Source organism: Candidatus Krumholzibacteriia bacterium (assembly GCA_029865265.1).
Classification (GTDB): domain Bacteria; phylum Krumholzibacteriota; class Krumholzibacteriia; order WVZY01; family JAKEHA01; genus JAKEHA01.
This window is the reverse complement of record JAOUHG010000014.1, coordinates 18,248-42,783: the sequence shown is the minus strand read 5'-3', so window position 1 is coordinate 42,783 and position 24,536 is coordinate 18,248. Positions and strand designations below refer to the sequence as shown.

Annotated in this window: 13 protein-coding genes; 8 read left to right on the top strand and 5 right to left on the bottom strand. The window is 68.1% G+C overall.

Annotated features, from left to right (window positions below; translation table 11 throughout):
• Nucleotides 1–5: 5 nt before the first annotated feature.
• Together OEX18_08485 and OEX18_08480 are read right to left on the bottom strand one after the other, a co-directional pair.
• The gene (locus OEX18_08485; GenBank protein MDH4337300.1) at nucleotides 6–1,991 is read right to left on the bottom strand and encodes a PorV/PorQ family protein; all 1,986 of its coding nucleotides are present in this window, start codon (nucleotides 1,989–1,991) and stop codon (nucleotides 6–8) included.
• Complete coding sequence (locus tag OEX18_08480; protein ID MDH4337299.1) at nucleotides 1,988–10,735, bottom strand: hypothetical protein; 8,748 nt, start codon at nucleotides 10,733–10,735, stop codon at nucleotides 1,988–1,990. Before OEX18_08480 ends, OEX18_08485 begins: the two co-directional genes overlap by 4 nt.
• 215 nt (nucleotides 10,736–10,950) lie before the next feature.
• Here OEX18_08480 and OEX18_08475 point away from each other — a divergent pair, with 215 nt between their 5' ends.
• Nucleotides 10,951–12,294 carry an aminotransferase class V-fold PLP-dependent enzyme gene (locus OEX18_08475; GenBank protein ID MDH4337298.1) on the top strand — a complete coding sequence of 448 codons (1,344 nt, stop codon included), beginning with the start codon at nucleotides 10,951–10,953 and terminating at the stop codon, nucleotides 12,292–12,294.
• Here OEX18_08475 and OEX18_08470 read toward each other — a convergent pair.
• From OEX18_08470 to OEX18_08460, 3 genes are read right to left on the bottom strand one after another with little or no spacing between them, the layout of a single operon-like run.
• Nucleotides 12,286–13,155: a DMT family transporter gene (locus OEX18_08470; GenBank protein ID MDH4337297.1), complete on the bottom strand. Its 870-nt coding sequence runs from the start codon at nucleotides 13,153–13,155 to the stop codon at nucleotides 12,286–12,288. The two genes, OEX18_08475 and OEX18_08470, sit on opposite strands and share 9 nt — an antisense overlap.
• On the bottom strand, nucleotides 13,152–14,504 hold the full coding sequence (locus OEX18_08465; protein MDH4337296.1) for a tryptophanase: 1,353 nt from the start codon (nucleotides 14,502–14,504) through the stop codon (nucleotides 13,152–13,154). The genes OEX18_08470 and OEX18_08465 overlap by 4 nt, the downstream gene beginning before the upstream one ends.
• 13 nt (nucleotides 14,505–14,517) lie before the next feature.
• Nucleotides 14,518–15,921 carry a tyrosine phenol-lyase gene (locus OEX18_08460; protein ID MDH4337295.1) on the bottom strand — a complete coding sequence of 468 codons (1,404 nt, stop codon included), beginning with the start codon at nucleotides 15,919–15,921 and terminating at the stop codon, nucleotides 14,518–14,520.
• 119 nt (nucleotides 15,922–16,040) lie between these two features.
• Between OEX18_08460 and OEX18_08455 the strand changes: the two genes are divergently transcribed.
• The 7 genes from OEX18_08455 to OEX18_08425 all read left to right on the top strand — a co-directional run bounded on the left by OEX18_08455 (nucleotide 16,041) and on the right by OEX18_08425 (nucleotide 24,525).
• Nucleotides 16,041–16,505: a phosphatidylglycerophosphatase A gene (locus tag OEX18_08455; GenBank protein ID MDH4337294.1), complete on the top strand. Its 465-nt coding sequence runs from the start codon at nucleotides 16,041–16,043 to the stop codon at nucleotides 16,503–16,505.
• 24 nt (nucleotides 16,506–16,529) lie between these two features.
• On the top strand, nucleotides 16,530–17,780 hold the full coding sequence (locus tag OEX18_08450; protein ID MDH4337293.1) for a CinA family nicotinamide mononucleotide deamidase-related protein: 1,251 nt from the start codon (nucleotides 16,530–16,532) through the stop codon (nucleotides 17,778–17,780).
• Between the two features lie 4 nt (nucleotides 17,781–17,784).
• Nucleotides 17,785–18,351: an RNA 2',3'-cyclic phosphodiesterase gene (gene thpR, locus OEX18_08445; protein ID MDH4337292.1), complete on the top strand. Its 567-nt coding sequence runs from the start codon at nucleotides 17,785–17,787 to the stop codon at nucleotides 18,349–18,351.
• 132 nt (nucleotides 18,352–18,483) lie between these two features.
• On the top strand, nucleotides 18,484–19,632 hold the full coding sequence (gene recA, locus OEX18_08440; protein ID MDH4337291.1) for a recombinase RecA: 1,149 nt from the start codon (nucleotides 18,484–18,486) through the stop codon (nucleotides 19,630–19,632).
• A gap of 48 nt (nucleotides 19,633–19,680) precedes the next feature.
• Nucleotides 19,681–20,292 carry a RecX family transcriptional regulator gene (locus OEX18_08435; GenBank protein ID MDH4337290.1) on the top strand — a complete coding sequence of 204 codons (612 nt, stop codon included), beginning with the start codon at nucleotides 19,681–19,683 and terminating at the stop codon, nucleotides 20,290–20,292.
• A gap of 8 nt (nucleotides 20,293–20,300) precedes the next feature.
• Complete coding sequence (gene alaS, locus OEX18_08430; GenBank protein ID MDH4337289.1) at nucleotides 20,301–22,997, top strand: alanine--tRNA ligase; 2,697 nt, start codon at nucleotides 20,301–20,303, stop codon at nucleotides 22,995–22,997.
• Between the two features lie 16 nt (nucleotides 22,998–23,013).
• Entirely contained in the window at nucleotides 23,014–24,525 is a 1,512-nt protein-coding gene (locus OEX18_08425) for an SLBB domain-containing protein (protein ID MDH4337288.1), read from the top strand.
• Nucleotides 24,526–24,536 lie beyond the last annotated feature (11 nt).

Genomic DNA, 24,536 nt, shown 5'->3' with positions numbered 1-24,536 from the left:
CCCCTTCACGGCCGGCCCGCGCCCAGGCGGCTCGCCTCCTCCCGTGAACTCTTGAGATACCGCCGCGCCTTGGCGTTGCCGGGGTCGATGGTGAGTACGTGCTCCCAGCTGGCGATCGCCTCGTCGTAGCTCCCCTTCGAGTACGCCTGCATGCCAAGAAAGAGGTATGCACGCGCCAGGGTATCCGCGACGTCGTGGAATCCCGGTGCGGCCGTCCACACCACGAGCAGCTCCCGGGTCGCCGCCTCAAAATTACCCTGTTCGAAGAGCCGGATCCCCTCGCGGTAGCGGGACAGGAGCACGGCCTCGTCGACGGTCGCGTCGTACGCGGGCTCCGGCGGGGTGGCGGTGACCGCGTGTGCGTCCTTCGTCGATTGAGACTGCTGGCGCTTCTGTATCGCCGCCAGTTCCGCTGCCACACGTTCGTCCTGCGGGGCGAGCGCGCGTGCCTGCTCGATGGATTCCATTGCGCCGGGGAAGTCCCCGCGCTCCGCGCGTGTGCGCGCGCGGGTGATATTCTGTTCCACGACCGACTGGATGCTGACCGTTGTCTTGCGCTCGTACTCGCGCGCGAGCGCGTTGCCGGGGTCGGTGCGCAGGACTTCCCGGAATCCTGGCAGGGCCTCGGTGAGCTGCCCCGATGCGTAGAGATCGATTGACCGGCTGAGCAGGGTCTGAACCATGGCGGCGCGGTCATGACCCTCCTGGATGCGTTGTTCGCAGAGAAGGATGCCATCGGTAACGCCCGCGTCGCCGTCGCGGAACTGCTCCGCGCGCCGGAAGTGGTAGAGTGCGGTGGGGTAATCGCCCGCGGCTTCGCCTTGCCGTGCCTGCGCGACCTCCAAATGGAAACGACATTCGCTCTGCAATCCCACCGCGCGCGTGTCAGACGGATCCCAGGCCAGCACCGCGCCGTACTGTTCGTCCGCCGCGGCGTAGTTCCCGGCCGCAAACAGGCTGTCCGCGCGAGCCACCAGGTGTTGCCGTTGCCCGTTCTCGAACTCGCGGATGCGCTCGCGCAGGCGGGCGTGCATTTCCGCGTCCTGGCGCTCCTGGCGGGTCTGCCTGCGTTCGGAGGTGGAGGCACCGAAGGCCACCGCCACTGAGAAGCGGTGGTTGGCGCCGAGTTCCTCGTCGCGGAAGGCATAGTCGAGGCGCACGCTGCGGTAGCCGGCGCCAAGGCCGAAGGTGGGGGTGTCGTCGTCGAGCCCCGCGCGCAGCGCCACCAGCCCGTCGTAGTCCACCTCCAGGCCCGCCCGGAACTGGAAGGGTGAGTAGCGCGGGCTCACCACGTCCACGGCCGCCGTGATTCCGAATCGATCGGCGAGTGCGTCCAGCGACGCACCTGCCGAGATGCGCATGGGGTCGCTCACGTCCTCGGCGTCCAGTTTCACCGAGGGCTCCACCACGTTCTCGAGCATGACGCCCGCGCGCGCGGAGCGCAGCAAACCGTCACCCGCAAAGGTATGGCTGGCAACCGCACCCAGGTCCGCGCCGATGCCCGTCCCGCTGGCGCCTGCGAGTTGCTGGTGGTCGATCTTCAGGTTCACGCCCAGCGCCAGTGCGCGCGTCACGGCGGCCCCGTATCCGAGCAGGATGCGCGTGTCGGTGCTCGTCAGATCGGATGAGAGCAGCGTGTTGAAGTCGTCGCGTTCCTCGATGCCGCCCACGCCCACGCGGAGCAGGCTGAGTCCGAAGGCGCCGAAGTCCAGGCTGGGGTGGGCGTACGCGGCCGCCAGGTACGACGATTTGGAATCGAACAGGGTCGTCCGGTAGAGTTCGAGCTGGCGGTACTCCTGCAAGGCCAGCGTGGCCGGGTTGGCATACTGCGACGCCGGCGTCCCCGTGAGCGACGTGCCCGCGAGACCCATTCCGGACGCGCGCGCGCCCGCCCCCGCAACGAACGGGAGCTCGGTGCCGTAAGAGCCGCCGTGCGCCGCCGCCGGTGCGACGAGCCCGGCCAGACAAATTGCCAGAACGACACGCCTCATCGCAGCACCGCCACCTTGCGCCGCAGCGTCTGTGGCGTGCCCGCGTCCGGCGCGATGTCGAGCAGCAGGTAGTAGACGCCGTTGTTCACCGTGTCGCCGCTGCCGTTACGGCCGTCCCAGGTTACATCCTGGTGCAGGCCGGCGGACATGCGCACGCCACTGGCGAGCGTTGTCACCGGATCGCCCCACAGCGTGAACAGGCGCAGTGTTACCGCGGAGGGTTGATCAAGGAAGAATGTGACGCGCGTCGACTCGCGCCCCGCGGCGAACGGATTGGGGTAGTTGGTAAACGCGCCGTTCGCGTCGGTCGAGAGCACCGCGGCGTACTGCGTGGCCAGCGGGAAACCGCTGTCCGATGTGGCCGTCACCGGCCCGCCGGTTGCGTCGTCGGAGAGCACCACCGAGGTTGCGTCCGCCACGGCAAAGCGGAACTTGCTTTCCTTGATACTCCCGGCCAGGTCCAGCACGAGCGACAGATCGCGCGTCGTCCCCGGCTGCAGCGTGAAGCCGCCGGGCATGGTGAATACGATACCCGTCGCCGTCACGGTGCCGGCGCACACGAGAGAGTCGGCCTCGGTGAGCCTCGCCGCGGCGACGATGGCACCGGGAACTATGGTTCCTCCACTGTGGCCCTGGACTGCCACCGTCAGCGACTCCAGCCGTGCGGCGGTGAAGCCGGGTGTGTTGCGGTTCTGCAGGGCCAGGTCCATCACGCGGAGTGCGCGCTCGTTGCCGGCCACGTTGGGCGGGAGTGATGAGAGCAGGGCGACGGCTATGTCGTCGCCGGGCAGGCGCATGCTGGCCGGGTCCGATTGCAGCGGGAACGCACCGGAAATGTTGATGGATTGTGCGGGGTCGTTGGCATCCACCGCGTGGATGAACTCGCGATCGACGCGCACGACGAACGTTGCCGGGACGAACGATCCTTTTGCATCAACCAGAATGGTGAGCGATTCGGCTGCTGCCGGGGCAAGCACGATGGGACTGGTGAAGCGGCAGGGGACCAGCGAGCTGACGCCGCTCAACGTGGTCACGCTGGCCAGCGTGTCCGCGCTCGCCACCACCACGATGCGATTGAAGTAGTTGCCGGGATAGAAGGCCGCGCCGTCGACGGTGCGGAACGCGAGTGCCAGCGAATCCACGACGATTGCGGAAGAGATGGCGTCGGCGTGGCTCAGACGCAGGCGCGCGATCCCGATTCCCGCGTCGGCGGGCAGGATGGTCTCCGGCGCCAGGCTCACCAGTGCCGCCGCCAGGCCGGTCGCGGCCGGCTGGAACGAAATGGTCCGGGATACCAGCGGGAAGGCCGCCCCGCCATCCGGCACCACCGCGAGCACCGCCCCGCTGTTGTTGTCCCGCGCGGCGATCGCGGCCGGCGTGCGCAGCGTGATGCCAAGATCCGCGCTGGCGGGGAGGTCCTGGATGTCCACCTCCACCACGAACGAGCGCAGCTGCTGCGGCGGCAGCAGCAGCGCCGAGGGCAGGTCGAATTGCGCGGTGGCCGCTGCCGGCAACACCACGGTCTCGAAGAGGCGGGTGCCGCCGCCAAAGATCGCAAGTCTCGACACAGTTCCGGCCGGCGCAATCGGGGTGCCGGTGCCATCGTGGAAGTCGATCAGCAGCGCGGTTACAGCGGCGGTGGCGGCTGCGGCCGGTGACGCGTTTTGCATGGTACCGTCCCAGATGACCACGCGCTGCTGTCCGACGTTGGCGGTGGTGGCGGTTGCAGCATCCCCGGAAACGCGCACCAGGGTGGCAGGTTCGTCCACGTCGATCGCGCTGGTCAGCCAGGGGAAGGGCGTCGAAGACGACACCGCGACCGGTGCGCCGTCGTTGGCGTCGGTGATGCCCAGGTCTTCCGGTGCCGCGACCGACAGCCGGAACGGGGCGAGTACTGCGGACGCGGCGACGTCGATGGTTGCGTCGATGGTCACGTCCTCACCGCGTGCAATCCGGATGGGCTGCGGCAGGGTGAGGCGCACCGGGCTCAGTGTCGAGTCCACCAGCGAGAAGAACGCGCTGGTCCCGCTGGAACTCACCAGCGTGACCCCCGAAAGAACGCTGTTGGGCGCGATGCCGCTGCCACCGTTGTCCGCCACGGCCAGCACGATGGTTTTCACCCGCACCTCCGCCGCGAGCGAATCGGTATCCGCGTGGTTGATCTGGAATGTCATGGCCGGCACGGTGCGCTGGCCCCGGTTGACTCCCGGGGGTGCGTGGTCCTCGAAGGCGGCCGTGACCGCCGTGACCCGGCTGTCGATGCGCACCGGGTCCGCGCACACGGAGATCGAGGCAACCGAGCCGTCCGACGCGGATCCGCAGAAGGAGAGCGCACCGGGTGCGGCGGCGGTGAGTGTCCACGCGAACGCCGCTTCCTCGCCCGGTGCCAAATCAGCCGTGGCGGGAACCGGCCCGCCCACGGGGATGGCACCGCCACTACCGCTCATGGCCAGCGAATCCGGGAACACCGCGGTCAGCGTGGTGCCGCCGACGTTGCGCACGTTCATGGTGACGCCGATCAACTGTCCCACGCTATAGGAGCTCCGGTCGGTCGAGATGCTGGCGATCAACGGATCGGTGGATATCACCTGCGTTCCCGAGTTGACCACGGTGGCGTCGATGGGTCCGTCGTTGCCGGAGGCAACCCTCAGTGCGCCCACGGGCAGGAATGCGCGCAGCGTACGGCCGTCCACCGCGCTGCCGGAGATGAACGCACTCGCGTAGCAACGCAATCCGCCTACGGGGATGGACTCCGCGATGGGCGTCGGGTTGCGCCACACGCTTCCGTTCCACGCCAGGGTCGTCAGCAGGCGGTCGCCGCTCCGGTCGAACTTGGTGTTGCCGTTGCCCTCCGCCCACAGGTTCAGGAACACGATGTCCTGCCCGGCTGCGGCCGTGCCGGCGTTACCCACGCTGACGCGCTGCAGAACATCGGTCAACAGACCGTTCCTCGGCACGGTGAATCCAAGCACGAACACATCCGATTCTCCGGGCGGCACCGTCTGGCTGGGCGCGTTCAGCGCCGCGATCTGCGCGGCGACCATTCCGTCGCTCAGGTCCTGGCCCGGGGAGTCGATGGGAAACTCGCCGTGCAGCACCGAGGGGTTGGGAAGCGACAGGTCGGTCTCCGAGTTGATCTGCAGGTTGACGCCGACCGAGTCGCGCACCGCGAGCGACAGGTCGTAGCTGACGAAGAGATACGAAATCCTCTTCGGCGGCAGCGGAAGGTTGAAACCGGACAGCGGGTAGAACACGCTGGTGGACGTCCTGGTGGCCACCAGCGTGTCGAAGTTGGGATCGAACAGGCCGTTGGTGTCGGCGTCCGCCCAGGCCTGCACGCGCACGATTTCGGCCGCGGTCGCGGATCCCTTCTGGAAGAGCTGCATCCCGTTGAGCACCAGGGGCGAGTCGAAGCCGTTGTACAGGCCCGCGCCGAAGTTGAGTACGCGGGTCGCGCCGGGGCGCACGCGCTTGTCGCCCACCGAGTACGGGAATACCGTGAGCTCGTCCGGCCTCGGAATGAGTTGCACGCCCGGGCTGGTGACCGGCGTGTCGATGGGTCCGTCGTTGCCGGACGCCACTGCGATGCCGAGGGTGGGGATCGAGAGTTGCAGCGACGCGCCGCTGGGTGGCGACGGTACCACGTCCGCGGAGACGTAGAAGCGCGCGTCCTGGCCGCAGGTGCCCGGGAGCGGGAAGGACAGCGGGCCGCTCTGCAAGCGCCCGCCGCCGATATCGGTCAAGTCGCCAAGCGCGATGTCGTCGCCGGCGCCGGCGTCGAAGACGCCGTCGCCGCCGTCCGCGAAGAGCGCGAAACGGGAGACGTGCGCGTCGGTCGCGGTGCCGAGGTTCTGCACGGTCAGGGTCTGCAGCATGTCGGCGGCGTAGCCGTTGCCATGGATGCGCACGTCCAGCACGGCGTTGTGGGTCGAGCCCGCCACCAGCACCGTGTCCGGGGTTGCGATCGCGCGAATCTGGTGGGCGACCATACCGTTGACTGGCCGCGCCGGGTTGGTCGTGATGGGAAAGGCGCCGGCCACCGGCGCGGGCGCCGTGGTTACCACGTGTGCCGCCGTGCTCACCGAAACGGCGAGCAGGTCGCCATCCGCGGCGCAGGAGGAATCCACGTCGCACACAACCAGCAGTGTCCGGGTCGCGCCGGAGCTCAGCGCCGGGCCGAGCGGTGAGATTGCCAGTGTCCCCGCGGTGAATCGCAATCCTGCCGCGAGCAGCGTATCACCCGGCCCCGGCGCGCCGTCGCCGTTGTCAGTGTACACGCTGACCCCGCGGAAATTGCCGTCCAGTTCCGTCACGCCGCCGCTTCCCGTGCTCGCGTTGATCAGAAACAGCGTGTCGATGGTGGCGTCGGCGGCCGTGTTGTTGCGCACGTCGAGCCAGAGCATCGGGGCGCCGGCGGATCCCGGTGCTACCGTGAGCGATCCGAGGGTCCGTGCGCTCACGGTGATCTCCTCGACGCGCGAAAGGACCAGTGTCCGCGGCGAAACGACGGGCAGGTCGATGGGACCGTCGTTGCCCGACGCCATCTCCACGCCGTCGGTGGGAATCCCGGGCTGGAAGGTATCCCCGTCGGTCGGCGTGGTTGCGGCGGCCGCCACCAGGAAGAATCGGTTTCCGGCTGCGATGGGCTCCGAGAGTCCGGACAACTGGTAACGATCGCCCGAGAAGGCAAATCGGCCCAGCGGCAGATCCACGCCGGGGGTATACACGCCGTCGCCGTCGTCTCGAACCAGTTCGAGCGCGGCCAGGTCCGCCGGGGCGAAGCCGCCCGAGAAGTCGGCAATCTCGATCCGTTTGAGGACGTCGTCGGCGTAGCCGTTGGTGGGCAGGACGAGGGTGGCGATCCACACGTCCGTGTTGCCGGATGCGAGTGTGTCCACCCCGGCGTCGGCGAAGGCAACCTGCATGGCCACCATGCCGTCGATGGTGGCGGTGCCATAGGAGTCCAGGCGATCCAGCGGCGAGATGGTTCCGGCAATCGACGTGGGTTCCACGAACACGATGTCGCTCTCGAACGTGATGGCCGCGTTCATGTGATCGCCGTCGCGGGCGCGGGTCGAGTCGACGTCGGTGCTGAGAATCAGGCGCGACACCGAAGCGGCGGGGACTGTCCATGCGCCCGCCACGTCGAACACGGCGCGGCCGTTCAGGAAGAGGGACGAGCCGAGCAGAGAGTCGGGTGCGCTGAGTACCCCGTTCCCGTCCGCGTCTCCATACAAGTGGAGGGCGCGCGCCAGCCCGTCCAGTTCGCCGGCTGTGCCCGGCCCCGTCGACGTGTTGGTGACCACCAGGGAGTCCAGCGTGCGCGGCGCCGTGTAGGCGCTCTGGAATTCCAGCCGCAGCAGTTCGACGTCCGCCGCCCCGGGGTTGGCGATGGCATCGCCCACGATGCCGGCGGTCACCACCATCTCCGGGCCGGTGATGAAGATGGCGTTGCGCCCGGTGGTCAGGAACGTGTCGGCGTAGGCCCACGCCTCCGCCGTCGTTCCCGCGAGCGCGAGGCGGAGGTCGTACGACGCGCCGGGCGTCATCCCCGCCGGCACCGCAGCGGCGGTGAACGAAAGCGTGAAGTCCGACGCATTCGCGGGGACGAATGTCGGGTTCCGGAGCGCGGCGCTGTAGGTGGAAACGCCGTCGCTGAAGGAGATCGTCGACGTCGTCGCCAGCGTGACGCCCACGGCGGCGGCGTTGCCCACGTCGATGCGCAGGGCGAGCGCCGGTTGCCCGGCCGACGCCGCGGCCGGGTAGAGTGATGCCGCCACATCGCCCAGCGTAACCGGCGTGATCACCTGCACGGCGACGGAAGCGGCGTTGTTGGCCGCCTGCGGATCTTCCTGGTCGGCCGCGGTCAGGCTGGCGCTGGTCACGAGTTGCTGACCCTCGGCACCTGGCAGTACAACAGCAACGACGGTGAGTTCCGCGGCACCCAGGGCGGGGATTGGTCCCGACGTCCACGCGCCCGTGCCGGACACAAAGGAGCCGTCGCCGGTATGCGACACGTAGGCCGCAAACGCGGGCAGCCACACCGTCGCCGCCACCCCGCTGGCCGCGTTGGGACCGTTGTTCGCGATTCCAACGTGGACGCGCAGGGTATCGCCGACCGACGCGAAGGCGCTGTCGGCAGACACCGCGATTCCCAGTTCGGCCGCCTGCACCGCGATGACGGCCGTCGCGGTGTTGTTACCGGTGTTGGGGTCCAGTTCGTCGAGTGCGCTGACGGAGGCCCCGTGCACGAGCGTTGATCCTCCGGTCCCCGGTAAAACCCGGGCGCGCACGCTCAGGGTTGCCCCGCTGCCGTTGGCCAGGGTGCCGAGGGTCCATGTACCCGTACTCGCCACGAACGATCCCACGCCGGCGGTGGCGGAAATGAACCCCATGCCCGCCGGAACGGGCGCGGAAACTTTCACGCCGTTGGCATCGGCCGTTCCCAGGTTGTCCACGCGCACGTCGAGCGTCAGCGTGTCACCGACATTGGGAATGGGGTTGCTCTGCGTGACAGTGAGCGCCAGGTCCGCCTCGCGGCTGTCGCGAAACGCGGACCAGAAGTACAGTGCACCCATCTCGTTGACGCTCGGGTCCGCCCCGAGATCGAACCCGTCCGCGGTGAGTGCGGTGATTGCGCCGGTGAGGGGCGGGGCCTGTGTGAAAGGGAGGGTGGTGTTGCCCGTGACCGACGCCGAACGCTGGACCGTGGGCTCCCCGTTGCTCTGGCGGCGGATGATGGCGTGCAGCGGGCGGAAGCCGATGTCGTTGCGGGGATGGCTTGCGCTTCCGTTGCCCACGTACAAGCCGGTCTTTGCCTGCGCCGCGCCGTCCCTCCAGGCCAGGTAGTGGAACTGGACACCGCTACCGTTGACGGTGTTGTGTTTGCCGACCTGGAACCCGGTGGGCTCGAACGCCTGGATGCGGTCGGGCTTGAGGTCGCCGGCTTTGAACTCCGCCGAGGCGTCGCCGCCCATGCCGGCAAAGCGCTGCATGGATTCTTCGTTGTTCGAGCTCATGACGATCAGGTACCCGGGTTGGAACCCCACCGTCGCGATGCTGCGGTCGTCGGCGCCGTTGCCGGTGTAGCTGCCGATGACCATCGAACCCGGTTCGGACTGGAATGCCGTCCAGTGGTACACGACACCACCGGCGTTGGTGGTGGCGTGGTTGGCGACGGTGAAACCATCCGCGTCGAGCGAGTTGATGGCACCCGCGAGCAGCACCTGGTTGGTGCCGAGTTGCTTCACGGTTCCCGCGGGCATGGTGCCGGTGCGCACCACGGTCCCGGCGCCGTTCTGGCCGGTGATGAGGACGGCGTCGGGCGCAAAGCCGAGGCCGTTGATGGCCCGTGACGCGGCCGCGTTGCCGGTGTAGCTGCCCGTCGTCACCCGGTATTCCCTCTGGATGATGTCGATCGATACGCTGTCGGCGTCGTTGGCGGGGTTGCTGTCCGCCTGGTCGAGGGCGGTGATGGCGGCGACGGCGCGCAAGGTGGCCGGGCCGCCGGTCGTCACACTTGCATCGATGTTCAGATTCACGCTCTCGCCGCCCGCCAGCGGTCCCACCGTCCACAGACCGGAACCGGGCACATAGGTCCCGCGCGTGGCCGTGTGACCCGCGTAGGTGAGACCAGCCGGGAGTGGCGCTGTTACCGCCAGGCCGCTCAAGGAATCGACGGATTCGTTGGTGATGACCACAGTCAGCGCCAGCGGATCCCCGAACGCGGCGCTGGTGCGGCTGGAACCGAGTGCGATCGACGCGTCCGTTTCCGCGCCCGTACCTGGAAACGCCAGCCAGTAGTAGTCTCTGCCGGACTTGTTGGCGCTCTGGTCGGCTCCCACTTCGAAGCCATCGGGCAGGAATCGAACGATCGCGTTGGAGACGTTCAGTTCCGGCACGAACTTCATCGCCGTGTTGTCGCCGTTGGCAGATACGCGGTGCAGCGTAAGATCCTGTACCTTTGCGCCGCGAACCACCACGCAGGCCGGCGCGGACACCAAGCCGCCGATGACCCGGCTCGCCGCGCCGTCGCCCGCGTAGGTCCCGGTGGCAACCGCCGCGCTTCCAAATGCGATGTAGTGGTAGGTGACGCCGGCCGCGTTCACCTCGGCGTCTCCGCTCACGTCGAAACCGTCGGATCCGATGCCGGTGATGCCCGGGCTGTTGCTGTAGAAATATCCAACGGACAGACTCGTTTCGGTGCCGGGCTGAATGGCGAAGCGTTGCGTCCCGTTCGTGCTCGCCTCCGACATCACCATCACGTACGCGGGCGGGAATCCCAGCCCGGAGATCGTCCGCGCCGGGTTGCCGTCGCCCAGGTAGGAACCCACCGCGATTTCGCCGGGCGAGGCCTCGATTGCGAGATAGGTGTAGGCCGTGAAGATTCCATTCACGGATAGCGAGTAGCCGACGGTGAATCCGTCGCCCTGCAACGACTGGATGCCGTCGTTGTAGCCAAGAATGCCGTTGCTGTAGAAGTACTTGGAGTACGTTCCGGCCATCGTCGCCGTCTTGATGACCGCCGGCCGGTACGCGTTGCCCTTGACAATGACCACGGCGGGCTGGAAGCCGGGGGTGGTGATCGCCTGCTGGAACCCGTTTCCGGTGTAAACGCCCGTTGCCACGCGCAGCGCCGAAGCCGGGCCGGCGAGCGCCAGCGCCATGCCGGCGGCCAGGGCGCCGGTCAGAAGTCGGGCGGTTCGGAGCCGGGAGGGCTGCAAATGGGCGAACAGGAGTTTCAAGAGGCCGCCAGGAATCTATTTAAATACAATATACACAAGTAGTTACATATATGTCTATCGCCGCCGCCGCGGCTTGCCGGCGGACTCTGCAACTCGGGTGCCAGCGGGGCACGGGACGGGATCGAACGCGGAGCAATGGGAAGGGGGGAGGCTGACCAGGGCATGGGAGTGGGGTGGAGCGCGTGCGTGCTATGATCCGCACGGCGGATATACGCATGCAGATCGACTCACGCGAAACACGTCTTCTCGAGGACGCCATCAACGCCCTCGCGGCCGGGTTCGAGAACCTGCCGCCCGCCGGGGAGCGGCCCGATACGGCGCGCATCCATGCCGCCCTGCTGGAGGCGGCCGGGCGCCTGCATGATAACTTCCCCTACCACCACCCTCTATACATCGGACAGATGCTCAAACCGCCGCACCCGGTGGCGCGGTTGGCGTATGTGCTGGCGATGTGTATCAATCCCAACAACCACGCGCTGGATGGCGGCCGCGCCAGTTCGCGCATGGAAAAAGAAGCAGTCGCGGAACTCGCGCGCATGCTGGGGTGGCGCGAACACCTCGGCCACCTGAGCGCGGGCGGCACCATGGCCAACTTCGAGGCGCTGTGGATCGCGCGCGAGCTCGCGCCCGGGAAGACGGTGCTGGCGTCGTCGCAGGCTCACTACACGCATCCGCGCCTGTCGGCGGTGCTGGGAGTGCCGTTCGCCGCGGTGCAAGCGGACGCGCGCGGGCGCATGAAGCTGGATGTGCTGCGCGGCATGCTGGCGGAGGGTGGGGTGGGCACGGTGGTGGCCACGGTGGGGACTACCGCAACCGGTTCGGTGGACCCGCTGCGCGAGATCATCGATCTCGCTCGTAACCATGGCGTGCGCGTGCACGTCGACGCCGCCTACGCCGGTTACTTTACGCTGGCGGACAACCTGGGCGAACCGGCGCGGCGTGCCTTTGATGCCATGGGCGACGCCGACTCCGTGGTCATCGACCCGCACAAGCACGGGCTGCAGCCCTACGGCTGCGGGTGCGTGCTGTTCCGCGATCCGTCGGTGGGCCGCTTCTACAAACACGACTCGCCCTACACCTACTTCTCCTCGGGCGATCTGCACCTGGGGGAGATATCGCTGGAGTGTTCGCGTCCGGGTGCGGCGGCGGTGGCATTGTGGACCACCATGCGCATGTTGCCGCTGGAGCGCGGCGGTGAGTTCGCGCGCGGGCTGGAGGCGGGACGCGAGGCGGCGCTCGTCATGTACCGTGCGCTGTGCGGAGACGCGCGCTTTGCGCCGCTGTTCGAACCGGAACTCGACATCGTGGTGTGGGCGGTGCGCGCCGAGACGTCGCGCGAGGCCTCCGCGGCGGCGAGCGCGCTGTTCAAGGCCGCGGCCGGCCGCGATCTTCACCTGGCGCTGGCGACCATGCCGAGAAACATGGTGGAACCAGCCGGAGCGGTGAAGGTGTGGGACACGGAGGAGATCGTGTGCCTGCGCGCCTGCGCCATGAAACCCGAGCACCGCGAATGGATGCCCGAGATACTCAAACGACTCGGGGAAGCCGCCTTAGCGTAGCACGCGGGCGCGCTCGGCGAGCGCGATGCCCACGCCGCCCAGGATGAGAACTGCCGACACGGCGAGCCGCGGCGACACCGTTTCCGACAGGAACAGAACCCCGCCCAGCGCCGCGATGACCGGCACCGAGAGTTGCACCGTGGCCGCGCGCGTGGCACTCAGACCGCGCAGCGCGGCATACCACACCGCGTAACCGATTCCGGATGCGATCGCGCCCGACGCCACTGCCAGTGTCGCACCGTGCGCCGAGACGTCGCGGCGTGAGATCGTGGCCAGGCTCACCGCGATGGCAAAGGGAAGCGCGCGCAGGAAGTTGCGGCCCGTGGCGACCAGCGGGTCACCGCTGCCGCGCCCGCGCAGCGTGTACACGCCCCACGCGATGCCGGCCAGTGCCATCAGCACCGAGCCCGCGGGCGAGGGCGCGGCGAGACCGGGGGCGGTGAGATACACCAGCCCGCCCAGCGCGATCGCGAGACCGGTCCACTGCAGCGGTCCGGGCCGCTCGCCGGCGCGCAGCGCGGCCACGATCATCGTCGCCTGCACGCACCCGAACAGGATGAGGGCGCCGGTTCCCGCGGGCAGGGTGATGTACGCAAACGAGAAGGCAACCGCGTACAGCGCGAGGAAGAACGCCGACCCCCAGCCGCCGCCGCTGCGGGCGCCGCGGCGCGAGAGCATCACGATGACGGCCAGGGTGATGGCGCCGGAGAGGATGCGGATGCTGGTGAAGCTGGCCGGGTCGATGCTGTAGCCGGCGAGCGCAAGACGGCACAGGATCGAGTTGGACGCAAACGCGATCAGGGTGAAGACGGTGAGCGCCAGCGTGCGCAGTGCCGAAGGCGGGCGGCCGGGCACCGTCACACTTCCCGGAAGCGCGCGGTGAAGTGCCGCAGCGACGGCGGTTCCTCCACGATCTCCATGCCGCGAAGCCGGTCGCGCCGGGCAAACACCATTTCCAGCGCCTCGATGACGTAGTCGATATGGCTCTGCGTGTACACCCGGCGCGGGATGGCCAGGCGCACCAGTTCCATGGGCGGCTTTCCGCCCTTGCCGAACATCACGCTGCCGATCTCGCACGCGCGGATGCCCGCTTCGCGGTACATGGCCACCGCCAGCGCCTGGCCGGGGAACTGCGCGGGCGCAATGTGGGGCGCGAAGGCGGCGGCGTCGATGTAGACGGCGTGCCCGCCCGGCGGTTCCACAATCTGAATGCCCGCGCGCAGCAGCCGCTCACCGAGGTACTCGGTGCTGCGGATGCGGTAGTGGAGATAATCCTCGTCCACCACCTCGCGGAAGCCCTGCGCCATCGCCTCCAGGTCGCGGCCCGCGAGGCCGCCATACGTCAGATAGCCCTCGGTGAGGATGAGCAGCTCGTCCGCGCGCCGCATCAGCTCGGGATTGCGCACCAGCAGGAGCCCGCCGATGTTCACCAGCCCGTCCTTCTTGGCACTGATGGTGGCGCCGTCGCACAGGCCGAACATCTCGCGCACGATCTCCGCCACCGGGCGCTCGCCGTAGCCCGGCTCGCGCTTCTTGATGAACCACGCGTTCTCGGCGAAACGGCATGCGTCGAGGAACAGCGGCAGATCGTGGCGGTCGCACACCGCGCGCACCGCCCGGATGTTCTCCATGCTCACCGGCTGGCCGCCGCCGGAGTTGTTGGTGACCGTGAGCATCACCAGCGGGATGCTCCCGGCGCCGACCTCCGCGATGAGACCCTCCAGCGCAGCCACGTCCATGTTGCCCTTGAAGGGCGCGCGCGAACGCGGGTCGCGCCCCTCCGCCACCAGCAGGTCCACCGCGCGCGCCCCCGAGTGCTCGATGTTGGCGCGCGTGGTGTCGAAGTGGCTGTTGTTGGGCACCACCTTGCCGGGCCCGCCCACCAGTTCGAACAGGATGCGCTCGCTGGCGCGCCCCTGGTGGGTGGGGAGGATGTGCTCGAAGCCGGTGAGCGCGCGCACCGATTCCTCCAGCACGAACCAGCTCCTGGCCCCCGCGTACGACTCGTCGCCACGCATGACCCCGGCCCACTGCAGGCTGCTCATCGCACCCGTGCCGCTGTCGGTCAAAAGGTCGATGAGCACGTCGTCGGCGTGGAGGCGGAACAGGTTGAAGTCCGCCGATCGCAACACCACCTCGCGCTCCTCGCGCGAGGTCATGCGGATGGGTTCGACGACCTTGATTCGAAACGGCTCGATGATGGTCTTCATGGCTTCCTTTCGTTCAACCGGTGAAGACTTGTTTGCCCCGCACCGGTTCGAAGCGTGCCTGGAAGAAGCGCAGGTGCTTCGGTTCGTAAGTGAAGCGCAGCCCCACCACCTTTTCGCGGTTTTCGTACAGCGCGATCACCGACTCCGCGGTGACGTCCATGTGCGCCTGCGTGTACACGCGGCGCGGAATGGTGAGCCGCACCAGTTCCAGCGAGGGGTAGAGGTTCTCGCCCGTGTCGTGGTCGCGCCCGGCGGACACCGCGCCGCGCTCCATGGCGCGCACGCCCGAGTCCACGTACAGTGCCGCGGCCAGCGCCTGCGAGGGGAACTCCTCGCGCGGAATATGGGAGAGCATGCGCGCGGCGTTGAGAAAGATGCCGTGCCCCCCGATGGGGCGCATGATGGGAATGCCGGCGTTGATGAGCTTCTCGCCCAGGTATTCCACCTGGCCGACGCGCGAGTGCATGTGGTCGAGCTGCACGGACTCCTCGATGCCGATGGCCATGGCCTCCATGTCGCGTCCGGCCAGGCCGCCGTAGGTGTGCAGGCCCTCGTAGATGACCACCATGTTGCGCGCCTGCTCGGCGAGTTCGTCGTCGTTCACCGCCAGGAAGCCGCCGATGTTCACCAGCGCGTCCTTCTTGGCGGACATGGTGCAGCCATCGGTCTGGTCGCAGATCTCGCGCAGGATCTCGGCCAGCGAACGGTCGGCGCAGCCCGCCTCGCGCATCTTGATGAAGTACGCGTTCTCCACCGCGCGGGTGGCGTCGAGGAACACGCGGATGCCGTGCCGGTGGCACAGCGCGCAGGTCTCCTTGATGTTGGCCATGCTGCATGGTTGCCCGCCGGCCATGTTGACGTTGGTCTCGAGCGACAGATAGGCGATGTTCTTCTCACCCACGCGCGCGATGAGCGCCTTGAGCTTGTCGATGTCCACGTTGCCCTTGAATGGATGCATCACGTCGGGATCGTGGGCTTCGTCGACGATGACGTCGGCAAACGTGCCGCCCGCCAGCTCCTGGTGCGCCTTGGTGGTGGTGAAGTACATGTTGCCCGGCACCACCTGACCCGGCTTGATGCACAGGTGCGAGAGGATGTGCTCGGCGCCGCGGCCCTGGTGGGTGGGAATGAGATGCTTGTAGCCGTAGAACTTTCGCACGGCCGCTTCGAGGTGATAGAAATTCATGGAACCCGCGTAGGCTTCGTCGCCCTTGAGCAGGCCGGCCCACTGGGTGTCGCTCATGGCGGAGGTGCCCGAGTCCGTCAGCAGGTCGATGTAGACGTACTGGCTGGGGAGCAGGAAGGTGTTGAAACCGGCTTCGGCAATTGCGCGCTCGCGCTCTTCGCGCGTGGTCATGCGCAGGTGCTCGACCATCTTGACCTTCCAGGGCTCGGCCCAGGAACGCTTCTGTAACATGGATGGACCTTTCTAGTGGAATAGATGGTGCGGCCGCGTGGCCCGGCGGCGGGCCACCCGCACAGTGTGCCACGGAAGGCGCTGTACACGCAACAACACGGGGCGCTATGGTGGTGCGCATGCGGCACCTCAACATGCTCTTCGCCAGTTTTCTGTACACGGGTTTCTTTCCCTTCGCGCCGGCCACCTTTGCAACCGCGGTATTCCTGGCCCTGTACTGGCTCGTCCCCGGCGGGCACTGGATGGCCCACTGGGCGGTGCTGATCGTCACCGCGGTGCTCTCCGTGCCGGCGTCGACCGCCATGGAGGCCCGTTACGGCAAGGACCCGCACTGCGTGGTCATCGACGAGGTGGTGGGGATCCAGCTGGCACTGGTGGGCAGCGCCCCCAGCCTGTACGGGGTGGTGGCGGCCTTCGTGCTCTTCCGCATCTTCGACGTGTGGAAGCCGTTTCCCATCTACCGCCTGCAGTCCCTCCCGGGAGGGTGGGGCATCGTGGTGGACGACGCGCTCGCCGGCGTCTATACGCGCGTTGTGCTGATGGTGGCCGCCGGCTTCACGCCGGCGCTCGGGACCTTCCTCTAGCGGCCGTCAAAAGCGGAGATCGACATGCGCAACGACGTTGAAGTGATCCTGGTGGGCGACGAACTGCTGCGCGGCGAGCGCAGCGACGCGCACCTGGTCTTTCTGTCCCGCGCCACGCGGCGCATCGGCGCGCGGGTGAGGCGTGCCCACGTGGTCGGCGACGACGTGGCGTCGATCGCGGCGCTGGTGGCCGAACGCCTGCCGCTCACGCGCGCGCTGGTGCTCACCGGCGGGCTCGGTCCCACCGACGACGACGTGACGCGCGAGGGTGTGGCGGAGGCCATCGGACTCCCGCTCGAGTTCTCCGAGGACGCGTGGCAGTCGATCGTACACTTCATGGAATCGCGGGGCCGCGAGGCAAGCGACACCAACCGCCGCCAGGCGTACTTCCCCCGCGGGGCGGCGGTGCTGCCCAACAGCGTGGGGACGGCGGCCGGATTCCGGGTGGATGTGTCCGACTGCGCGGTCTTCGTGCTGCCCGGCCCGCCCATGGAGCTGCGGCCCATGGTGGACGCGCACGTGCTGCCGGCCATGGACAGCATTTTCGGGCGGCCGCCGGTGCGCGTGGAGATGTTCCGCACCAACGGCATCACCGAGTCGCAGTTGTTCGAGTTGCTCGCGCCCGACACCACGCGCCTCGAACACCACACCGTGTCGTGGCTGCCCACGCTGGGTGGCGTGGACGTGGTGCTCACCCAGCGCACCGGTGCCGAGCCCGCGCGCCTCGATGCCGAGTGCGAGCACATCCACGGGCGACTGTCGGAGCTCATCGGCAACCGCTACTACGAACGCGGCGACCGTCCCATCTCCAGGGTGACCGGCGAACTGCTCGCCGCGCGCGGCGAAACAGTGGCGGTGGCGGAGTCGCTCACCGGCGGGAGCATCGCGCGCTATTTCACCGATCACGCCGGGTCCAGCGCGCATTTTCTGGCCGGCGCGGTGACGTATTCCAACCAGAGCAAGACGGACCTGCTGGGGGTGCGCGCCGAAACCATCGACGCGTTCGGCGCGGTGAGCGAGGAGACCTGCACCGAGATGGCGCACGGCATCCGCCGCCGCGCGAAGGCCACCTGGGGGATCGCCACCACCGGCATCGCCGGGCCCGCGGGCGGAACCCCGCACAAGCCGGTGGGACTCACCTTCATCGGCGTGGCCTGGGAAGGCGGGGTGCAGGTGAAACGCATGATCCTCCCCGGCGACCGCGCCACGGTACGTACCCGCGCGTCACACACTGCCATCTGGCTCCTCTACGATCAACTGCGGCGGCGCGGGTGAGACCGTGCGCCTCTTCGTTGCCATTCATCTGAGCGACGCGGTGCTGCGCGTCATCCGCGACGCCATCACCGGCTTCCCGGTGACGGCCCCGCCCTGGCGCTGGACCGGCCCCGCCACCTGGCACATCACGCTGAAGTTCCTGGGCGAGACCGCGCGCGACGATGTCGATGCGGTGCTGGGCGCGCTTGGCGACGTGGCGCCGCGCCACGTCCCCTTCGACCTGGCGCTCGGCGACTTCGGCGGATTCCCCAACCTGCGCGCGCCGCGCGTGCTCTTCTTCGCTGCGGCGGCCGGCGTGGCGCCGTGCACCGCGCTGGCAGACGACGTGGATGTGGCACTGTTCGAGGCGCTGGGTGTGGCGCGGGAGACACGCCGCTTCCACGCGCACACCACCGTGGCGCGCGTCAAGGACCGGCTTCCGGGCGGGGTCGCGGCAAAACTGGCGCTGGTTCCGGCGTTGACGGATGCCGTCACCCGCGTGGACGGTTTCGCGCTGGTCGAGAGCCGTTTGTCGCGTACCGGCGCGGAATACTCGACGGTCAAAGAGTTTGCCTTCTCCGGGGGCGGGTGATAGTATTTCGCCCGCACGTAATTTCAGGCGATAAGACGCCCCGTGAGCGGCCGGACGCGGGGGCGGTGGTGCAGATGGGAAAGGGCCGGCCACTCGTTTCAGTTCTGGAGGGGACTTATGCCAATGAAGCCCATGACCGCGGGTAAGACGGACGAAAAGAACAAGGCCATCGACCTGGCCGTCCAGCAGATCGAAAAGCAGTTCGGACAGGGTTCCATCATGCGCCTGGGCGAGGGCGCTGCCATCGTGCCGGTCGAGATCATTCCCACCGGCAGCCTCGCGCTGGACATCGCGCTCGGCGTGGGCGGCGTGCCGCGCGGGCGCGTTATCGAGGTCTTCGGCCCCGAGGGATCCGGCAAGACCACGCTCACCAGCTCCATCATCGCCAACGCGCAGAAGCGCGGCGGTCTGGCCGCGTTCATCGACGCCGAGCACGCGTTCGACGTCGGCTACGCCAAGAAGATCGGCGTCGACGTGGACAACCTGCTCATCTCGCAGCCCGACACCGGCGAGCAGGCGCTCGAGATCACCGAGGTGCTCATTCGCAGCGGCGCGCTGGACATCATCGTCGTCGATTCGGTGGCGGCGCTGGTGCCGCAGGCGGAGATCAACGGCGAGATGGGCGACCAGCACGTGGGGCTGCAGGCGCGCCTCATGTCGCAGGCGTTGCGCAAGCTCACCGGCACGGTGAGCAAGACCAAGACCAGCCTCATCTTCACCAACCAGATCCGGATGAAGATCGGCGTCATGTTCGGCAGCCCCGAGACCACGTCGGGCGGCAACGCGCTGAAGTTCTACTCCAGCGTGCGCATGGACATCCGCCGCATCGCCGCCATCAAGGAAGGCGATCTCGTCACCGGCAGCCGCACCAAGGTCAAGGTGGTGAAGAACAAGGTTGCAGCACCGTTCAAGACCTGCGAGTTCGACATCATCTACGGAGAGGGCATCAGCTTCGAGGGTGACGTGATCGATATCGGTTCCGCGGTTGACATCGTCAAGAAGAGCGGGACGTGGTTCTCGTACGGCGAGGAGCGCCTCGGCCAGGGCAAGGAGCAGGCGCGGCGCTTCCTGAGAGAGCACCCGGAGATCGCGATCGACGCGGCGCAGAAGATCCGCGTGCACTTCGGTGTGGACGCCACGCCGGCCGCGGCGGGTGCCGCGAGCACGGCTGAAGAGGCAGCACCCGCGGGCGCCGCGGAGGTGCCGGAGGCGGCGGAGGGTGACGCGCTGGCGACGAATCCGCGCGGCAGGAAGCCGGGGTCCCCGCGCGCGCGTCAGTAGATGTCCGAGCACATCGTTGAGCGAAAACCGCGCCCCCGGGACCGGGTGATGATCCGGCTTTCCGGGGGGCGGTTTTTTGCGCTTCCCGAAGAAGCCGCCGCGGCGCTGGCCGTGGGTGCGGAGTTGTCCGACGAGGAGATCGAACGCCTCGCCGGTCTCGACGCGTACCTGCGCGGGCGCGACAAGGCGCTGCGCATGCTGGCCATCCGCGGGCGTTCGCGACGCGAGATCGACGATGCGCTGCGCGCGCTGGGCGTGGGCGACGCGGTGCGGCGCGGTATCGTGTCGGAACTCGAGGAGAAGGGGCTCATCGACGACGCCCGTTTCGCCCGCGAGTTCGTCTCGGTAAAGAAGGACGTGCGACGCATGGGGCCGCACCGGCTGCGCGCCGACCTGAAGAAGCTGGGCGTGGGCCGCACGGATCTGGAAGATGCGCTGGCGTCGTTCGGCGCGGACGAGCAGGAACGGCTGGCGCGGGCGCTGGCCGAGCGCGCCACGCGCAGCGGCACCATCGATGAGAAGATGGTGCGCCGCGTCGCGTCGATGCTCACCCGCAAGGGATTCGACTACGGCGTGGTCAATCGCATCGCCGCAGATCTGGCGAGGCGCATGGAGCGCGGCCCCGATGACACGGAGTGGGCCGCGCCCGACGACATGTGACGAGGCGTATGAGCAAGGATTCGCAGAATCGCTACGCGGTCAACCGCCTGGTGCAGGACTTCCTGGAGTACTTCGGTGCGCGCGGGCACACCGTGGTGCCCAGCGCGCCGCTCTTGCCCGAAGACCCCACGCTCCTGTTCACCGCGGCGGGGATGGTTCCGTTCAAGGCGTACTACAGCCAGCCGGAGAACGCGCCCTACGCGCGCGCGGCCAGCGTGCAGAAGTGTCTGCGCGCCGGCGGCAAGCAGAGCGACCTGGAGAACGTGGGCCGCACGCTGCGCCATCACACCTTCTTCGAGATGCTGGGCAACTTCTCCTTCGGCGACTACTTCAAGAAGGAGGCCATCGAGTGGGCCTGGGAGCTGTCCATCGACGTGTGGAAGCTCGACCGGGCCCGCATCTGGGTGACCATCTACGAGGACGACGACGAGGCCCACGACCTGTGGGCCAATCACATCGGTTTCCCCAGGGAACGCATCAAGCGCCTGGGCAGGAAGGACAACTTCTGGGGCCCGGTGGGCGACACGGGCGTGTGCGGGCCATCGTCTGAGTTGCACATCGACACCGGGCGCGAGGGTCCCGACGGCGGGCCGGGCCAGGACGACAGCGACCGTTACATCGAGTACTGGAACCTCGTCTTCCCGCAGTTCTTCTACACGGACAAGGGCGTGTACGACCCGCTGCCGCGCCCGGGCATCGACACCGGCCTGGGGCTCGAGCGCCTCGCCTTCATCCTGCAGGGCGCCGACGACAACTTTCACACCGACGAGTTCCTGCCCATCCGCCGCGCCATCGCCGCGGCGCTGCCGAAGTCGGCGGACGCGGGCAAGGCGGCGCTGGCCATCAACGCCGCCGCGGACCACGTGCGCGCACTCACCTTCGCGCTGGCGGAGGGCATCATGCCCTCCAACGACGGTCGCGGTTACGTGCTGCGCCGGCTGCTGCGCCGCGCGCTCACCAAGATGCAGCCGTTCGGTGTGCACGAGCCGTTCCTGGCCCGCGGGGTCGACGCGGTGGTCAACGCCATGTCTGCGCGCTATCCCGACCTGCAGCCGCGCGCAGCGCTGGTCAGGGACGTCGTTACGGCGGAGGAAACGCGCTTCCTCGACACGCTCGAGCAGGGCATGAGTCGCCTGGAGACGCTGTTCGACGACGCGCGCAAGAAGAAGCGCAAGACGATCGCCGGCGCCGATGTGTTCCAGTTGTACGACACCTTCGGCTTCCCGCCGGAGCTCACGCGCGAGATGGCGCAGGACCGCGGCCTCGACGCCGACATGGCGGGCTTCGAGACGGCGATGGGGCAGCAGAAGGAACGCGCGCGCAAGAGTGCCAAATTTGTGCAGGGCGTGGAGAGGGTGTCCGTCGTCGATTCAGGCAGTTTGCAGGTTGGAATTGACCTTCGTCCGGATGTGAAGAAGACCGAGTTTCTTGGCTATGATGAACTCGATTGCGACGCGGTGGCCGTCAGCGTTGGCGACGCGCGTGCGGAGCGTATCGCGCGGCAGGACGAAGGCGAGTTCGTTGAACTGACAACCGACCGCACGGTCTTCTATCCCGAAGGTGGTGGGCAGATTGGAGACGCGGGTTCGATTGCTTTCGGTGAGAATCCGCTGTTGGTGGTAGACGCGTATCGCGCCGGAGAGCGCATCGCGCACCTGGTGCGCGTGACCGGCGGGCGTGCGCAGGTGATCGAGCAGATCAAGTCCAACCGCGCGGGGCGCCTGCACGTCGACCGGGAGCGTCGCTTCGCCACCATGCGCAACCACACCGCCACCCACCTGCTGCACGCCGCGCTGCGCCAGGTGCTGGGCACCCACGTGACCCAGGCGGGATCGCTGGTCGCGCCCGACCGGCTGCGCTTCGACTTCCACCACTACCAGGCCGTCAAGCCGGAGGAAGTGGCCGAGATCGAACGCATTGTGAACGAGGCGGTCATGAACGACCTGGCCGTGACCGCGGAGTACCGCTCCTACGACGATGCCATCGCGGATGGCGCCATGGCGCTCTTCGGTGAGAAGTACGGCGACGTGGTGCGCATGGTCTCCATCGATGCATTTTCGCGCGAGTTGTGCGGCGGCACGCATCTGCGTCGCACCGGCGAGGTGGGCGCCTTCTTCGTGCGCCAGGAGGGCGCGGTGGCATCGGGCGTGCGCCGCGTGGAGGCGGTTACCGGCACCGGCGCGCTGGAAATGGCGCGCGGGGCTCTGCGTGACTGGGAACAGGTGGCGGCGCTGTTGCGCGTGTCACCCGCCGATGTGGAGCGCCGGGTGCGTGCCTTGCTGGAGGAGAACGAGGCCTTCGCGCAGCGGCAGAAGCGGGACGAGGAGCGCCGCGCCCAGAGCGAGGCGGCCGACGCCCTCGCCGGCGCGGAGGACATCGGCGGCCTGCGCTTCGTGGCCCTGACCGTCGACGTCCCCGACGTGAATGCGCTGCGCAGCTACGGCGACGCACTGCGCGGGCGGATCGGGATCGGGGTGGGGCTGGTGTGCCAGTCCGGGGCGGAGAAGCCGGTGTGTTTGGTGGTTGCGAGCGACTCTGCTATAAAGGAGCGGGGAATCCGGGCCGACGACCTCACGCGGAAGGTCGGCGCCGAGCTGGGGTACCGCGGCGGGGGCAAACCCCACATGGCCCAGTTCGGTATCCCGGGTGTGCAGGAATTCGACCGCGTGCGGGACTTTCTCCGCGGCGCCCTGTCGCCGGCATGAGGTGACCTTCTTGAGGATGCCACTGTTCATTCGTGTGACGGCTTCGGCCATGATCATGGTCATGGGGATCACCACCCTGGCCCCGGCGCAGATCATCCGCAACCAGCGCCCGCGCGCGTACGGCGCCACCACCGCGACCCCGCCGCCGGCGCCCGAGGCCCGGGCCGATTCGGTGCTGGCCGGTCCCACGCAGTTGACGCCACGTGGTTTCGATTCCCCGGTGGATCCGGCCACGTACATCATCGGTCCCGGCGACCAGTTCGTCGTGTTTCTGCGCCCGCAGGGAATCGATTTCCGGCTCACCGTGCTCCCCGAGGGGAAGGTGCTCGTTCCCGACGCGGGGCTTGTGCAGGCGGCGGGGCTCTCCATCAACCAGTTCCGCGACGAACTGAAGAAGGGGCTGGCGTCGTTCCACCACGGGTCGGAGATTCAGTGCCAGCTGATGCTGCCGCGCACCTTCGTGGTGTACGTGCTGGGCGATGTGACCACGCCGGGTCCGGTGCAGGTTTCCGCACCGTTCCGCGTGGACGCAGCCATCGCCGCCGCCGGCGGCGTGGCGTCGCCGGGTTCGAAGCGCGAGATCGAGATCCGCGAGAACGGCGAGGTGACGGCAACGGTCGATCTCGTGCGCCTGCAGCGCCTGGGAGACACGGCCGTCAACCCCATGCTGCACGAGGGCCAATCCATCTTCGTGCCCTCGCGCGGCCCGGCGTGCAATGTAACCGGCGAGGTGTGGCAGCGCGGCGGTTACGAGATCGTGGAGGGCGAGACCGCGGCCGATCTGATTGAACTCGCCGGCGGTTTCACCACCAATGCGGACCCCGGGGACATGGTACTCGAGCGGATCGCGGAGTCCGGCGAGATCACCGTGCTCAAGCTGCCGGAGTCGGAACTCGCGACCACGCGCCTGCAGGACGGGGACGTCGTGGTGGTGCCGGACAAGCGCAGCTTTCCGGGCATCGACTTCGTGCGCGTGCAGGGGGGCGGTGGACGCGACGGGCGCATCTACCTGGCGGAGGGAGAGACGCTGGATTCCTTTCGGCCGCGGTTCATCCGCTTGCGCAACGACTTCGACCTGTCCAACTCCAAGATCGAGCGCAGGCAGCCGGACGGATCGATGGAGTTCATCCCGGTGGATCTCTCGCGGCTGGTGCGTGGCGACACCACCCTCTCCGTGGTCCTGCAATCCGGGGACGTGATCAATGTTCCGCGGCTGGAGGACATCGTGTACGTGACGGGCGAGGTGATGCGCCCGGGCGAGGTGGACTTCCAGCGGGGCCTGCCGGCGGGGCGCTACATCGCCATGGCGGGCGGTCCCAGCGACACCGGCAGCATCGACAAGCTTGAGATCTTCGACGACCGGGGCAACCGGCGCGACGGCGATCGCGATAGTGTCGTGTACCGGGGTGAGACAATCCTGGTCAAACGCCGCACGGCGGTCGTGTGGGGTAACGTGTTCATCGGGTTCGTCAGTCTTACGAGCCTGTTCCTCTCGGCGTACGCAGTCATCACCGCCAACAGCAACTGACGGCCGGTGGC